Annotated in this window: 12 protein-coding genes; 4 read left to right on the forward strand and 8 right to left on the reverse strand. The window is 41.6% G+C overall.

The features are described 5' to 3' along the window. Nucleotides 1-244: 244 nt before the first annotated feature. Nucleotides 245-2,521, reverse strand: a complete 2,277-nt coding sequence (locus E0F88_RS26765; protein WP_229213925.1) for an FG-GAP-like repeat-containing protein — start codon at nucleotides 2,519-2,521, stop codon at nucleotides 245-247. 140 nt (nucleotides 2,522-2,661) lie between these two features. On the opposite strand from E0F88_RS26765, the gene E0F88_RS26770 reads away from it, so the two are divergent. The 4 genes from E0F88_RS26770 to ahcY all read left to right on the forward strand — a co-directional run bounded on the left by E0F88_RS26770 (nucleotide 2,662) and on the right by ahcY (nucleotide 7,193). Beyond that, a complete protein-coding gene (locus E0F88_RS26770; protein ID WP_131961361.1) occupies nucleotides 2,662-3,969 on the forward strand; it encodes a UDP-N-acetylmuramoyl-tripeptide--D-alanyl-D-alanine ligase in 1,308 nt (435 codons plus the stop codon). Between the two features lie 218 nt (nucleotides 3,970-4,187). After that, on the forward strand, nucleotides 4,188-4,739 hold the full coding sequence (locus E0F88_RS26775; RefSeq protein ID WP_131961362.1) for a peroxiredoxin: 552 nt from the start codon (nucleotides 4,188-4,190) through the stop codon (nucleotides 4,737-4,739). 163 nt (nucleotides 4,740-4,902) lie between these two features. Then, the gene (locus E0F88_RS26780) at nucleotides 4,903-5,493 is read left to right on the forward strand and encodes a carboxymuconolactone decarboxylase family protein (RefSeq protein WP_131961363.1); all 591 of its coding nucleotides are present in this window, start codon (nucleotides 4,903-4,905) and stop codon (nucleotides 5,491-5,493) included. A gap of 383 nt (nucleotides 5,494-5,876) precedes the next feature. Beyond that, the gene (gene ahcY / locus E0F88_RS26785) at nucleotides 5,877-7,193 is read left to right on the forward strand and encodes an adenosylhomocysteinase (protein ID WP_131961364.1); all 1,317 of its coding nucleotides are present in this window, start codon (nucleotides 5,877-5,879) and stop codon (nucleotides 7,191-7,193) included. 158 nt (nucleotides 7,194-7,351) lie between these two features. Here the strand turns inward: ahcY and E0F88_RS26790 are convergent, their stop codons facing one another. From E0F88_RS26790 to gcvH, 7 genes are all read right to left on the reverse strand, one after another. Further along, nucleotides 7,352-8,260, reverse strand: coding sequence for an anti-sigma factor (locus E0F88_RS26790; RefSeq protein ID WP_131961365.1), 909 nt, complete (start codon nucleotides 8,258-8,260; stop codon nucleotides 7,352-7,354). Further along, nucleotides 8,257-8,970, reverse strand: coding sequence for an RNA polymerase sigma factor (locus E0F88_RS26795; protein WP_229213926.1), 714 nt, complete (start codon nucleotides 8,968-8,970; stop codon nucleotides 8,257-8,259). Before E0F88_RS26795 ends, E0F88_RS26790 begins: the two co-directional genes overlap by 4 nt. A 130-nt stretch (nucleotides 8,971-9,100) precedes the next feature. Then, nucleotides 9,101-9,829: a gliding motility-associated ABC transporter permease subunit GldF gene (gldF, locus tag E0F88_RS26800; RefSeq protein WP_131961366.1), complete on the reverse strand. Its 729-nt coding sequence runs from the start codon at nucleotides 9,827-9,829 to the stop codon at nucleotides 9,101-9,103. Nucleotides 9,830-9,853: 24 nt separating this feature from the next. Continuing rightward, nucleotides 9,854-10,369 carry a DUF4199 domain-containing protein gene (locus tag E0F88_RS26805; protein WP_131961367.1) on the reverse strand — a complete coding sequence of 172 codons (516 nt, stop codon included), beginning with the start codon at nucleotides 10,367-10,369 and terminating at the stop codon, nucleotides 9,854-9,856. Between the two features lie 108 nt (nucleotides 10,370-10,477). Then, nucleotides 10,478-11,038: a DUF4199 domain-containing protein gene (locus E0F88_RS26810; protein ID WP_131961368.1), complete on the reverse strand. Its 561-nt coding sequence runs from the start codon at nucleotides 11,036-11,038 to the stop codon at nucleotides 10,478-10,480. A 50-nt stretch (nucleotides 11,039-11,088) separates the two neighbouring features. After that, complete coding sequence (locus E0F88_RS26815; RefSeq protein ID WP_131961369.1) at nucleotides 11,089-12,372, reverse strand: dihydroorotase; 1,284 nt, start codon at nucleotides 12,370-12,372, stop codon at nucleotides 11,089-11,091. A gap of 89 nt (nucleotides 12,373-12,461) precedes the next feature. Next, nucleotides 12,462-12,842 (reverse strand): glycine cleavage system protein GcvH, encoded by a 381-nt coding sequence (gene gcvH / locus E0F88_RS26820; RefSeq protein ID WP_131961370.1) that lies wholly within the window; start codon nucleotides 12,840-12,842, stop codon nucleotides 12,462-12,464. Nucleotides 12,843-12,920 lie beyond the last annotated feature (78 nt).

Raw genomic sequence — 12,920 nt, forward strand, 5'->3', positions numbered from 1 at the left:
TTTGAAAAAACCTGTCGAAATGAACCATTCAAACCGTAATATGCCATGGTATAAGTCACCGCGCATCCTGTACCGTACTGCTTGAAAAGACAAATTTTCCCCGATTTATTGTAATAAAAGTATTATAGCAATTTCTGCAATGGCTAAGTTACTGAAAGTAAGAGCCCGACTTTATAACTATTTCAATTTGTGATTTACTGTATTTTTTTTGAATTATTCCCACTCAATCGACCCTTCACCGATCTTATTTTATCACCACCTTTTTAACTGTGCGCGATGCGCCGCTCTGCAATTCAAATAAATACAGTCCCGGAACCCAGTTTAATGTTGACACTTCGAACTCCTCGTTCGCTTTAACCTGTAAACTCTGACGGATAGTCAATCCCGTGATATTCAGAATTCGCAATGAGCCTTTTATTGAAGATAATACTTTAATGTAATCACTCGCCGGATTGGGGAAGACTTTTACTTCGTTATCAATTGTCGGTTCCGTACCGGTAATTGTTATAGGTAAAATATTGGTAAGCAGCCTCAGACCACCTGCATTCGTACCTACGGCCACGTCAGGTTTGCCATCACCATTGTAATCCGCTACGGCGGTCGTCAGGTATCTGCCCAACACAGGAGCAGATCCTTTGCCGTTGAAATCAACGAGAAGACTCTCGCGGGTTGTCCATTTTCCCCAGGCAGCTCCGTAAAACAAACGCATTGTGCCCGTGTGATCGACCGTCAGCAGATCCGGGCGACCATCCAAATCGACATCTTCCGCAACCGCATGTACAAACCTTCCTTCAAAGTTGAGCCCTACACCGGCAAAAGTATCGGTTTCAAGCTTAAACGTAAATTGTTTATTACTACCGGTATTTGTATAGTAATAAATGTTTCCAAGCGGTTTACCCACAATCAGATCCAAATCACCGTCACCGTCTGTATCGTAAAAAAATGGATTATCTCCGATCTGTGCTTCTGACGGCATTGTCAATAAAACGGCATCTGCGATATTTAGCTGCACTGCTGCACCCTTTGCGGCTTTATTGGGAATATACCTGAACTCCGGTTTTATGCCGGAAGTAGAAACGCCGGCAAAACCCAGATCCGGAACACCATCTCCGTTAAAATCTGCCCATTGTGGTTTAAGATTATACAATCCCAAAGTTCCGGGAACTTCCAGATAATTTTCAGAGCTAACTTCGTATTGTGGATTTTTATTTGTTCCGGTGTTTTTTAGAAGCCAGAATCCGCCACGAAATCCGGAGGTTCCCTGAATCCCGCCGGTTCCGATAACCATGTCGAGATCGCCGTCTCCATCAATATCAAAAAAAGAAGGCGCTGCGTTTTCACCTACATCGATCATTTGATCCTGCAGGAAATTCTTTTGCAGCAGCTGAAAATTGGGATTATTCGTGGTACCTGCATTATGATAAAGCCAGTTGGAAGACTTAAAATCAACCAGATTTCCATCATTTGTCGAAACGCTTGGAGCTACGATTAGATCTTTTATCCCGTCAAAATCCACATCTTCCATAAATGCCGCCGGAAAAATGTAAAACGACACCGGGCTAACAGCGGGATAAGTGTTTGTGTAACTAGTAAAATTAGCAATCAGGCCGTTTGCAGAATTTTTAAGAAAAGAAATGTGCTCATTACTCACGTGACCGACCAATAAGTCACGTTTACCATCACCGTCAAGGTCCTGCAGTAAAATTGAATTCCCTGCATGCATCACCCTTCCACCGGAATTATCTACCACTCCGCAGGCAGCTCCAAAAACAAAATCTTCACCGTCTCCCTTATGAAAATTACCCCAGCAGTCTCCATTTCGCATAAATACAGGCGCTTTGGCACGTCCCAAACTATCGGGAACGCCATATTTTTCCATGCTAAGGTTCTGATGGAGTTCGATATTCGTTCCCGAAAAATCAAACGTCAGAATATCCAGGTCACCGTCTCCATCAATATCTATGATTCCGGGAATGTCCGGCCCGGACACCTGCAAGTTAAGATCTGTTGAAAAACCTTGTGTATTGAGCGCATCCCTTTGAAGTTTCCACGACCAGACAGTACCTGTTTTAATTTGTTTGTATACGGTAATACCAAGAGATGTACTCGCAAAAAGATCTTTAAGTCCGTCTCCGTTATAATCCGCCAGAATCATCCAGTTATCAACCTTGGGGAAAAGCTGCTCATAATAAGGAGCATGTATAAATATTTTTTTAGAAGCATCCGCAGGATTGGCCGATGCGATAAAGGTGGTGACTTTACTGTTGGTGCGATCGAAAACAACAAGATCCTCGGTTGTATCATTGTCGAGGTGCATTTTTAGAAATTGTGACGCATTCAATCCGCCGGCCCAGGGGTTTACCAGTTTTGCACCTTTCGCCGAAACCGCGACAGTTGAGTCCATCCGGAACCAGGATTGCTGCGCTGAACTTTCACTGGCAACACCTATACAAAAAAGAAGGAAAAATAAGGAGGTATATTTCGTTGGCATCGTTGAATAATAATCCGTTAATTTTGTCATCCGTCAAACAGATTCTTAAACCTAACGAAATAAGAATCCATTTGATTGAGCGATTGGAACAAAGTTTATTAATGCGCCGGAACATCAATGTTTTCAGCCATTCCATTTTAAAGATTTTTACAAAAATTGCCTGATTATATATGTATACGCCTACCGAAACAATCTACGACATTTACACAAACGGAGCCAAAATTTCTACCGATACCCGCCTGATCACACCCGGTTGTATATTTTTTGCTTTGAAAGGAGATAAATTTGACGGAAATCAATATGCTGTGCAAGCTCTGGAAAAAGGAGCGGGTTATGCAGTTGTGGATGATGCCAGCCTGGGCGAAAACCCCAAATTTCTTCTTGTTAAAGATGTTTTGGCTTCATTACAGGACTTGGCCAGACATCACCGCAAAACATTCACTTTTCCTGTAATCGGATTAACCGGCTCGAACGGAAAGACAACTACGAAAGAACTGATCGCAAAGGTGCTGTCGATGAAGTTTAATACGTATGCAACAAAGGGTAATCTTAATAACCACATCGGCGTTCCGCTAACAATCCTTTCTGTTGACTGCGAGAAACATGAAATAGTCATCGTTGAAATGGGCGCCAACCACCAGGAAGAAATTGCCTTACTCTGCTCAATTGCGCAGCCTACACACGGATTGATTACCAATATTGGAAAAGCACATCTGGAAGGTTTTGGAGGAATGCCGGGAATCATAAAGGGCAAAGGTGAATTGTATGATTATCTGTCGAAAAAGAAAGGAACCGTTTTTGTAAATGCGGGAAACGATACGCTTATGGAGATGGTCAGCAAAAGACGCGCGTTTGGTGAAATCGTTTTTTACTGTTCACCAACCAGTCCTGTCAATCCTGAATTGATTGAGGAAAGTCCGGTTGTCATATATAAAGGAAACAACCAGCGTAGCGTAACAACCCATCTTCCCGGCCACTACAATTTTGATAACATTTGTGCAGCGCTGGCAATCGGCAAACATTTGGGTGTTGAAGATGAAGATGCACACGAAGCGATCGCCAATTATCAACCGGATAACAACCGCTCACAGGTTGTACAGAAAGGAAGTAATACGGTGATTATGGATGCATATAATGCAAATCCCTCTTCGATGGCTGCGGCAATTAAAAATTTCGCCCGGATGGATGTTTCAAGAAAAATACTGATTCTGGGTGATATGTTTGAATTGGGCGATGCCGCTCCGGAAGAACACCTTGCACTTGGTAAACAGATTGCGGATGAAAAATTTGATATTGTTATTCTTGCCGGAACACTCATGCAGCACGCCCTTCCTGCACTTCCGAAAGCCTATTACTTTCCTGATAAATTCTCGCTTCATAACTGGGTTATGGACAATCCGCAGGAAAACACACATTTTCTCATAAAAGGATCGCGTGGGATGGCACTGGAAACGATTCTTCCGCTCATACCTGGCTGATATCTATAATTACTTTAATTACTAATATAATTATATAGTACAAATTTATGGCATTATAAACGAAACTTATAACATCCCATTTTGTATAGAAGAAACTAAATCCATTTGATTAAAACAAGTCTTTCCTCCAATAGTACCATGCCAAAAATTGCCTGCAATGAGCTTCGGTTGTAAGTTTGCAACATCAAAAAATACAATTTATAATCTCACGAGCAATCATGGCAAATAGACTTTTATCGGTTGGATCTACCTTCCCTGAATTCAAAAAAACATCTGTAGTATCTCTTGAAAAAGGTAACGAATTCTACGATATCACTTCTGAAGATCACAAAAACGCAGAAAAATGGATGGTAATGTTCTGGTGGCCAAAAGACTTTACTTTTGTATGTCCAACTGAAATTGCTGAATTTGGCAAACACGTTGATGACTTCGCAGACCGCGATACAATCCTGATCGGTGCTTCTACTGACAGCGAATTCGTTCACCTTGCATGGCGTAAAAACCACGACGATCTTCGTGATCTTCGTTTTCCGATGCTTGCTGATACTTCAAAATCATTGGCAGAAGAGCTTGGAATTCTTGAAGCAAACGAGAAAATCGCTTACCGCGTAACTTACATCGTTGATCCACAAGGAATCATTCGTTGGGTAAGTGTAAATGACCTTTCTGTTGGCCGTAACGTTACTGAGGTGATCCGTGTATTGGACGCTCTTCAAACTGACGAACTTTGCCCATGCAACTGGGTAAAAGGTGAAGCTACTTTGGCATAGTTTTAAGTTTTTAGTAAACAGTTTACAGTCGGCATACTCTTTACTGTGAACTGTTTACTAAAAAATAAAGTCGCTGTAAACTCTAAAATATCAAGATTAGAGCCCCGGTGAACTATTTACTGTAAACTGTTCACTTCTTCTTCCCCACTTCAATCTCACTAAAATGTATCCATTTGCAGCAACAGGGAATACAAAAGACTCTCTGTATAAAGAAGTTAATTTACCGGCTGAATTTGAAAGTGTACTAATCAATAAATTGGCAGCGCTGGATCACAGGTATTTGAAAGATCTTAAAATCAATTTGAGCAATGTTCTGAAATCGCAGAACATCAACCGTAAGGATGCGCTTCTGATCGCTTTATCGGTAGCCATCAATGAAAAAAATGCTGCTGTCATCTCTGCACTTGAAGAGCTTGCAGTGAATGAAGGGGCTGATGAAAAGGAAATTGCTGAGGTTGCAGCCTGCGTCTCTCTGATGAATGCCAACAACGTTTTCTACCGTTTCAGGCATTTCATGCATAAAGAATTTTACGACACAGCACCGGCCGGAATTAAGATGAGTATTATGGTTAATCCGGTTTTGGGCAAAGAATTATTTGAACTTTTAAGTCTTGTTGTTTCAGCTTTGAACGGATGCGAAATGTGTGTAACCTCACATGAACAATCGGTTTTGAACCATGGAGGAACACAGGCACGTATATTTGACGCAGTAAGAATCGGAGCTATATTTAAGAGCTTTACTGTTTTGGTTTAATCAGACTTAGACTTTCCAAGTCTTGAAGGCTTGGAAAGTCTGGGCGACCCCGTCTAGGCGACCCCGTCTAGGCGACCCCGTCTAGGCGACCCCGTCTGGGCGACCCCGTCTGGGCGACCCCGTCTGGGCGACATAGAAGCGTGATCTTGAAAGGATTGCGCTTTTTTGTATATAAAAACTCAATTTTAGGCTTCCGACAAAATATCTGTCAATTTTCCCCATCCACCTGTTCTTCTCTTTTATTGGCCGTAAATGGAGCCACAAAGAGATAAATAATCTATTTTAAACCTTAAAACTCCAAATTTAATCTATCACAGTTCCTATGGATGGTTTTTCTGTTTAATTTTGTAATATAATTTTTGAAATAAACTAAAACTTAAATAATGGCAACGTCAACCGAAACGTACATTCCTTATAAGGTTAAAGACATCTCTCTGGCAGAGTGGGGTCGCAAAGAAATCACATTGGCAGAAGCTGAAATGCCTGGTTTAATGTCGATTCGTGCTGAATACGGACCATCACAGCCCCTTGCTGGTGCGCGTGTAGCTGGCTGTCTTCACATGACAATCCAAACTGCAGTGTTGATCGAAACACTTACTGCATTGGGTGCAGAGGTTACCTGGTCTTCATGTAATATCTTCTCAACTCAGGATCATGCAGCAGCAGCAATCGCAGCAGCAGGTATTCCGGTTTATGCCTGGAAAGGAATGAACGAGGAAGAATTCAACTGGTGTATCGAACAAACTCTTTTCTTCGGGGAAGATCGCAAGCCTCTGAACATGATTCTTGATGACGGAGGAGACCTAACCAACATGGTTTTTGACGATTATCCTGAATTGATCGAAGGTATCAAAGGACTTTCAGAAGAAACAACAACCGGTGTTCTTCGTCTTTACGATCGCCTTAAAAATGGTACGCTTCATTTACCTGCAATCAATGTAAATGATTCAGTTACCAAATCTAAATTTGATAACAAATACGGCTGCCGCGAATCCCTTGTAGATTCAATCCGGCGTGCAACTGATTTGATGCTTGCCGGTAAAGTTGCTGTTGTAGCGGGTTACGGTGATGTTGGTAAAGGTTCTGCTGAATCTCTTCGTGGAGCTGGCTGCCGTGTATTGGTTACTGAAATCGATCCAATCTGTGCGCTTCAGGCTGCTATGGATGGTTTCGAAGTTGTAACTATGGACGAAGCTGCAACCCGTGCCAATATTTTCGTTACTGCAACAGGAAACTATAAGATCATCACAGATCGTCACTTCCTTGCAATGCGTGATAAAGCTGTTGTTTGTAACATCGGTCACTTCGACAATGAAATCGATATGGCTTGGTTGAACGGTACTTACGGTGCCAGCAAATCTCAAATCAAACCACAGGTTGACATTTATTCCGTTGAAGGTAAAGACATCATCGTTCTTGCCGAAGGTCGGTTGGTAAACCTGGGTTGTGCAATGGGTCACCCATCTTTTGTAATGTCTTGCTCTTTCTCAAATCAGACACTTGCTCAAATCGAACTTTGGACAAACACAGATGCTTACGAGAAAAAGGTATACGTTCTGCCAAAAGCGCTTGATGAAAAAGTTGCTGCTTTCCACCTTGCCCACGTTGGTGCAAAACTGGAAACACTTTCTGACGAACAGGCTGCTTACATCGGCGTTACAATCGAAGGTCCTTACAAAGCTGACACTTACAGATATTAATCTGCTTGTAATATAAGGTTCATTATTTTAAAAAGTGCTTCTCAAAATCCTGGGAAGCACTTTTTTTTGCCTGCTGATATTTTCACAAACGGCATAAAAAGTAACGGGCTCAGATCTGTTGATCCGAGCCCGCTCTTTATTTCTTCAAATCAATTGTTCTACACCACCTTACCCATCACATACATCTCCTCCATGGTGGGCGTAGGATTTCCGCCTTTTTTTTCCAGAGTAATGGCAAAGGCTACGGATCCGTTTTTCGTATTTTTCATCTTAAGTAACTTCTTTTCAAATTGTTCATCGAGCATACCCAGATCCACGGGAGCAGGAGCACCATCTACAATACTCCAAAGCTGATACTGCTTGCCTGCAGGTGCCGGAGGCAGGTTTTGAATGTCAAGCATGACCTCATTGGTTTGCTTATTCCAAAATGCAGATACGTTACTTTCCGGTGATTTTGGAAGTCCGGCAAGTTTTACCAGCTTAAACTGAGGATCACGATACATCGCTGCAACCTGCTCTGCATAAATTGCATCCTTTTTCATATTCTGCATTTCTGCAGACATGGCTTCGTTAGTTTTTCGCATGTCGGCTACCTGCATCGCAGACCATCCCGCAAAAAGTGTCAAAAGTATAGAAGCCGCAATTGCAAGTTTTGCCCAGAATGGCGTTACCTCCTTAACTTCTTCTCTGACAAATGCGTCGCTGATCACTTTTGCATCAGCCGATTCCAGAGGAGCAGGTATTTCTACAAAATCCCCATTGCGAATGTCATTACTTATATTTTTAGCAACGTTAGATTCTTCAATTGCAAATTCCTCGTCAGGTTTCTGAGCATCGGGAGAATCAAAATTCATCCTGGAGAAAAGTGATTCTTTTAACGACGCAGGCGGTGCTGTCTGGTGTTTCAGTGCATATTCTTCCAAAGCGCTTTCGGTTCTCAACAGCTCTTCTTTTATCTCCGGATAAATGTGAGACATACACTCCACTTCCTGCTTTTCCTGAGGAGAAACAGTGCCCAATACATATTCCTCTAATATACCGGACTCTATGTAGGCTTGGATATTCATACTGCAAAGTATTGTTTTAACTCTTGTAATGCTGTTCGGATTCTTGATTTTACCGTACCCAACGGGATACGTAATTCTTCGGAAATTTCTTCATGAGTATAACCCTGAAAATAGGCCATGTCAATCAGAATTTTCCTCTCGGGCCTGAGCATATCAATGATAGCTTTCATTTCCGAACTGGTGGTCATTGAATCCTCAGATACGTCTCTCTCATTTTGAACAGCTCTGTCGTCAATATCATCCATGATCGGTTTTCTTCCCTCCACCCTTGCAGCATCTATTGCACCATTACGTGCAATGTTCATGATCCATGTAAACAGTCTTCCTTTTTCCGGATTGTATGAAGCAATATTTTTCCAGATTTTCAAAAAAGATTCCTGTAATACATCGGCCGCTCTCTCCTCATCCCTCAATGTTTTCGAAATGATATTAAACAAAGCTCCTGAGTAGTGATCGTATAGAAATTCGAAAGCGGTACGCTCGTTTCTTTGCAGAGCCGCCACTAATTCTTCTTCCGAATATTTTAACTTACTGGTCGCCAAGAGTTGCTTAACATTAAATTGTATGTTTCTTAATGGCAAGCTAATAAAATTTCCGAAGATCTGGAGATGAGGTATGTAAAATAATACAATCACATAATCCGGCCCGGGAATTGCTACAAGCTGCAGTATCGGTGGTTTTGGCGTGAAAGTGCCCCTATAATTTATCATCTTAGTGTGTTTTAAATGATATACGATCATCACACAAAAATGGATCAACTAATTCAGGTTTTTAGAACTTGTGAAATGATAAAATTTACTATTCTATACAATTCTGTAACAAACGGTAACAAAAATGATATTATTTCCTCAAAACCTCTATACGCCAATAGGTGAGGTATAAAAAAAAGGAGGTTATGCTTAACAGGTAAATGACGTTTCTGGAATCAATCAGGCCTTTGCCCAAAGCGGTGTACTGACCATCCAGCGCAACCCAGGAGAATATCTGTGCAAACGTTCCGCTTTCTAAAAGCTGTGATACCGCGCCGAATCCAACGTAAAGGATAAATCCCAGGAAAACAGCAAGAATAAAGGCAACGATCTGATTATCATTTAAAGAAGAACTCCATATACCGATTGACACCAATACGCCGCAAAAAAGCAGTAAGCCAATGTAAGAACCCGCAACGGCCGCTGAGTCAATATTTCCAGCCGGATTCCCTAGTTGATATACGCTAAAATAGTAAAGTACCGTAGGCAGGATCGTAATGATCACCAGCACCCAGTTAGCGAAAAACTTCCCCAGGATCAGATCGCGGTTACGAATCGGTTTGGTCAGTAATAATTCCAGGGTTCCATTACGGCTTTCTTCGGCAAATGACCGCATCGTAATGGCGGGGATCAAAAAGATCAGAACATAAGGAGCCAGCGAAAAAAACGAGGCCAGATCCGCATATCCATAATCCAGAATACTGGAATCAGGAAAAACCCAGACAATTAAACCAACAGCCGTCAGGAAAACTGCCATAACAATGTAGGCAATCAGTGAGTTAAAAAAACTTCCTACTTCCTTCTGAAATATTGCTAACACTGTTTTAAGTTAATGGTGAAATAGTTATTCGAAAACAGGCTTTTCGCGGCGCAGGATTGCTGACAGAACCAATGATATAATAAAACCCATAAAGATGTAACCAAAAACACCCATGGCAAACATAATACCAGGTGACATAAATTTTTGCGAGAATGCCATTGCTTCATCAATTTTTGCATCATCCATTCCTTTCGCCTCAAAATCGGCACGAACCTTATCAAGGCCTTGCGTAAGGATGGTAGGATCTATAAAGCGTATGTAAAACATGGTGAACATGGACGATAAAAATCCCATCACTGCCGACAGAAGCGTACCCAATCCAAGCCCTTCTCCATATGACATAAATCCTTTATTCTGTTCACGATATTCCTTCATTCCCATCACCATGATCACGATCATGAAAACAAACGACAACATCGGCAGAAACTTATTCTGTGACAGTCCGGAAACGTTGATTATAGTCGTATAAATCATAATTACGACCGACCCTAATACGCCATATTTAAGCGCAACACGTGCAGTAGATACTTTTTCTTCCATCTTTTTGATTGTTTAGGTTGTTGAAATAATTAACAAAAAAATCCGCTTATTTCATAACGTCGCCCGAAAAATCAAACAGGGCTTTTGTAATATCCCGACCTGGTAAAATTAAGATTTATTCTGATAAATGCCGTAATCCTGTTTTCTAAAAATCAGCGATATGATCAAAATAGGGATGATTCCTATCAGAAGCTTTTTACTTATTTCATCTTTAATAAGGATTGACGGCTTATCATTTTGAGTTCTTTTAAAAATCTCAAGAAATTCGTTATCAGAAAGATAGTTAAGCTGCGTTTTTCGTCCGTCTGTAAGCAATTGTAAATTGCTTGAAATGTAATCTGCAAATACGCCCGGGTCTACATACGAAACGAATAAAAAGATAAGCCAGCCATTTATTATAGCGGCGATACACAATACTACATAGCCGATCGTAAGCGCCTCCCACAAATGTAAAAAGCCGTTTCTGAATTTTTTACGATAGTACCAGCAGGCTCCCGCTATAAGAATCGCAAATACGCCCATATCCATAACTCTGACATTACTTAACGGTGCAATCCCTACGACGTACAGTGTAAGAAAAAATATAAAAGCCGACAGGCCTGTTATCAAACCAAATATCAGCGATACTTTTAATAAAGGTTTGTTAAAATAATCAATAATTGATTGCATAAATTTATTTAAAACTAAATTCACTGTTTGGACAAACCAACAGTACGCTCCTATTCAAACCACTCCAGTTTTCCATTGTTCACAACACCGCGAACTTTACCTTTTAATGTTTTTCCAAGAAACGGCGTGTTTTTCGATTTGGAATAACTTTTATCAAAACTCCATTCCGTTTCCGTCTCAAAAAAAGTAAGGCTAGCCGTAGTGCCTTCTACGATACTTTTATTTTCAAGCCGTAGAATTCTCCTTGGCTGAGTCGTCAGTTTCTCAATAATATCTCCTTCCGAAAGCCCGCTATACATAACCGATAATGCGAACGCAGTTTCCAACCCTGTTATACCAAAATCAGCATGGTCAAATTCAAGATTTTTACTTTCTTCATCATGTGGATTGTGATCTGAAACGATGGCATCGATGGTACCGTCAGCCAGGCCTTCACGAATCGCAGCTGCATCGTCAGCAGAACGAAACGGAGGATTTACTTTCAGGTTTGTATCAAAGTCGATTAGGTCACTGTCCTGATAAGCCAGCTGATGCGCAGCAACGTCGCAGGAAACAGGCAGGCCTTTTTTCTTGGCGGCTCTGATTAATTCGACGGCTTCCCTGGTAGATATCAGAGAAACATGCAGCACCGGTTTATCAGATTTATAAACACTTTTTTCCAAAGCGTATTCAAGTAATTTCAGATCGCGGCTCAGCATCATTTCTTCTGCCAAAGAAGGAATTCCCTTCATTCCGATGAGTGTACTTGTAACACCCTCATGCATTTGCCCGTAAAGGGTGAGCTGCCTGTCCTCCGGACGATTCATCAGCAACGCATCCAGCGGCCGCAGGTACAATATTGTTTTCAGGAAAAGATCCGCATTCTGCACCGGATGTTCACCGTCAGTAAAAGCAATGGCTCCAGCCTCATGCAAATCGATCATTTCCGTAAAGTCGACGCCTTCTGCTTTCCGGCTCACTGCCGCTGCCACATGCAATTTTACCAGCCCTCCTCTTCCCGACTGACTGATATAATTAAGTGTGTCCTTGCTATGTACAACCGGCTCGGAATTCGGAAGTAATACGATTTCGGCAAACCCTCCTCTTGATGCTGCCTTCCGTACCGATATCAAATCTTCTTTGTGCTCAAAACCCGGATCTCTGGATGCAACGCGCATGTCAACCCAGCCGGGAGAAACACTCATTCCCGCGCCTTCCAAAACCTCAGCCTGGTCAGCAGTAATATTTTCTCCAATTTGTTTTAAAATACCATCTTCGATGAGAAAATCCCTGACCTGTCCGTTTAATGATGATTTGTTATCTACAATCCGGACTGAGCGAATTAATACTTTCATAAATGTTCTGCAAGATTACAGCTCTCCACGGCTATAATGTATTTTGGTATTACAAAAAAAAAGCTCCCTTCGGAGCTTAAGGCATTTTATCAGGCACCTATAAATGTCTGATAATCTTCTGCTGAAAGAAGACCATCGGTATCATCAGGGTTTGATAGCGTTATTTTAACCATCCAACCTTTGCCATAGGGATCCGAGTTCACCAGTTCAGGTTCTCCGTCCAGTGCATCATTTACTTCAAGCACCGTACCGGCAACAGGGATAAATAAATCAGAAACCGTTTTCACTGCTTCTACCGATCCAAACACTTCTCCCTTCTCCAGGGCATCACCTACCGTGTTGATATCTACATAAACGATATCGCCCAATTCCTGCTGCGCGTGCTCCGTAATTCCAATGAAAGCAGTATCACCTTCGATACGTATCCACTCGTGATCTTCTGTATATTTCAGTTCCGCCGGGAAATTCATAATTATATAATCGTGTAAGTTTGGAAAGTCTTTTCATCGCAAATTACAGGATGTAGACTGTATTTTCCAAATGGAAAT

Origin of the sequence: Dyadobacter psychrotolerans (assembly GCF_004349265.1) — a bacterium.
GTDB lineage: Bacteria > Bacteroidota > Bacteroidia > Cytophagales > Spirosomataceae > Dyadobacter > Dyadobacter psychrotolerans.

Coding starts and splice junctions, on each gene's coding strand:
- E0F88_RS26765 (WP_229213925.1), bottom strand. CDS start 2,521: ATGACAAAATTAACGGATTATTATTCAACGATGCCAACGAAATATACC.
- E0F88_RS26770 (WP_131961361.1), top strand. CDS start 2,662: ATGTATACGCCTACCGAAACAATCTACGACATTTACACAAACGGAGCC.
- E0F88_RS26775 (WP_131961362.1), top strand. CDS start 4,188: ATGGCAAATAGACTTTTATCGGTTGGATCTACCTTCCCTGAATTCAAA.
- E0F88_RS26780 (WP_131961363.1), top strand. CDS start 4,903: ATGTATCCATTTGCAGCAACAGGGAATACAAAAGACTCTCTGTATAAA.
- ahcY (WP_131961364.1), top strand. CDS start 5,877: ATGGCAACGTCAACCGAAACGTACATTCCTTATAAGGTTAAAGACATC.
- E0F88_RS26790 (WP_131961365.1), bottom strand. CDS start 8,260: ATGAATATCCAAGCCTACATAGAGTCCGGTATATTAGAGGAATATGTA.
- E0F88_RS26795 (WP_229213926.1), bottom strand. CDS start 8,970: ATGATAAATTATAGGGGCACTTTCACGCCAAAACCACCGATACTGCAG.
- E0F88_RS26805 (WP_131961367.1), bottom strand. CDS start 10,369: ATGGAAGAAAAAGTATCTACTGCACGTGTTGCGCTTAAATATGGCGTA.
- E0F88_RS26810 (WP_131961368.1), bottom strand. CDS start 11,038: ATGCAATCAATTATTGATTATTTTAACAAACCTTTATTAAAAGTATCG.
- E0F88_RS26815 (WP_131961369.1), bottom strand. CDS start 12,372: ATGAAAGTATTAATTCGCTCAGTCCGGATTGTAGATAACAAATCATCA.
- gcvH (WP_131961370.1), bottom strand. CDS start 12,842: ATGAATTTCCCGGCGGAACTGAAATATACAGAAGATCACGAGTGGATA.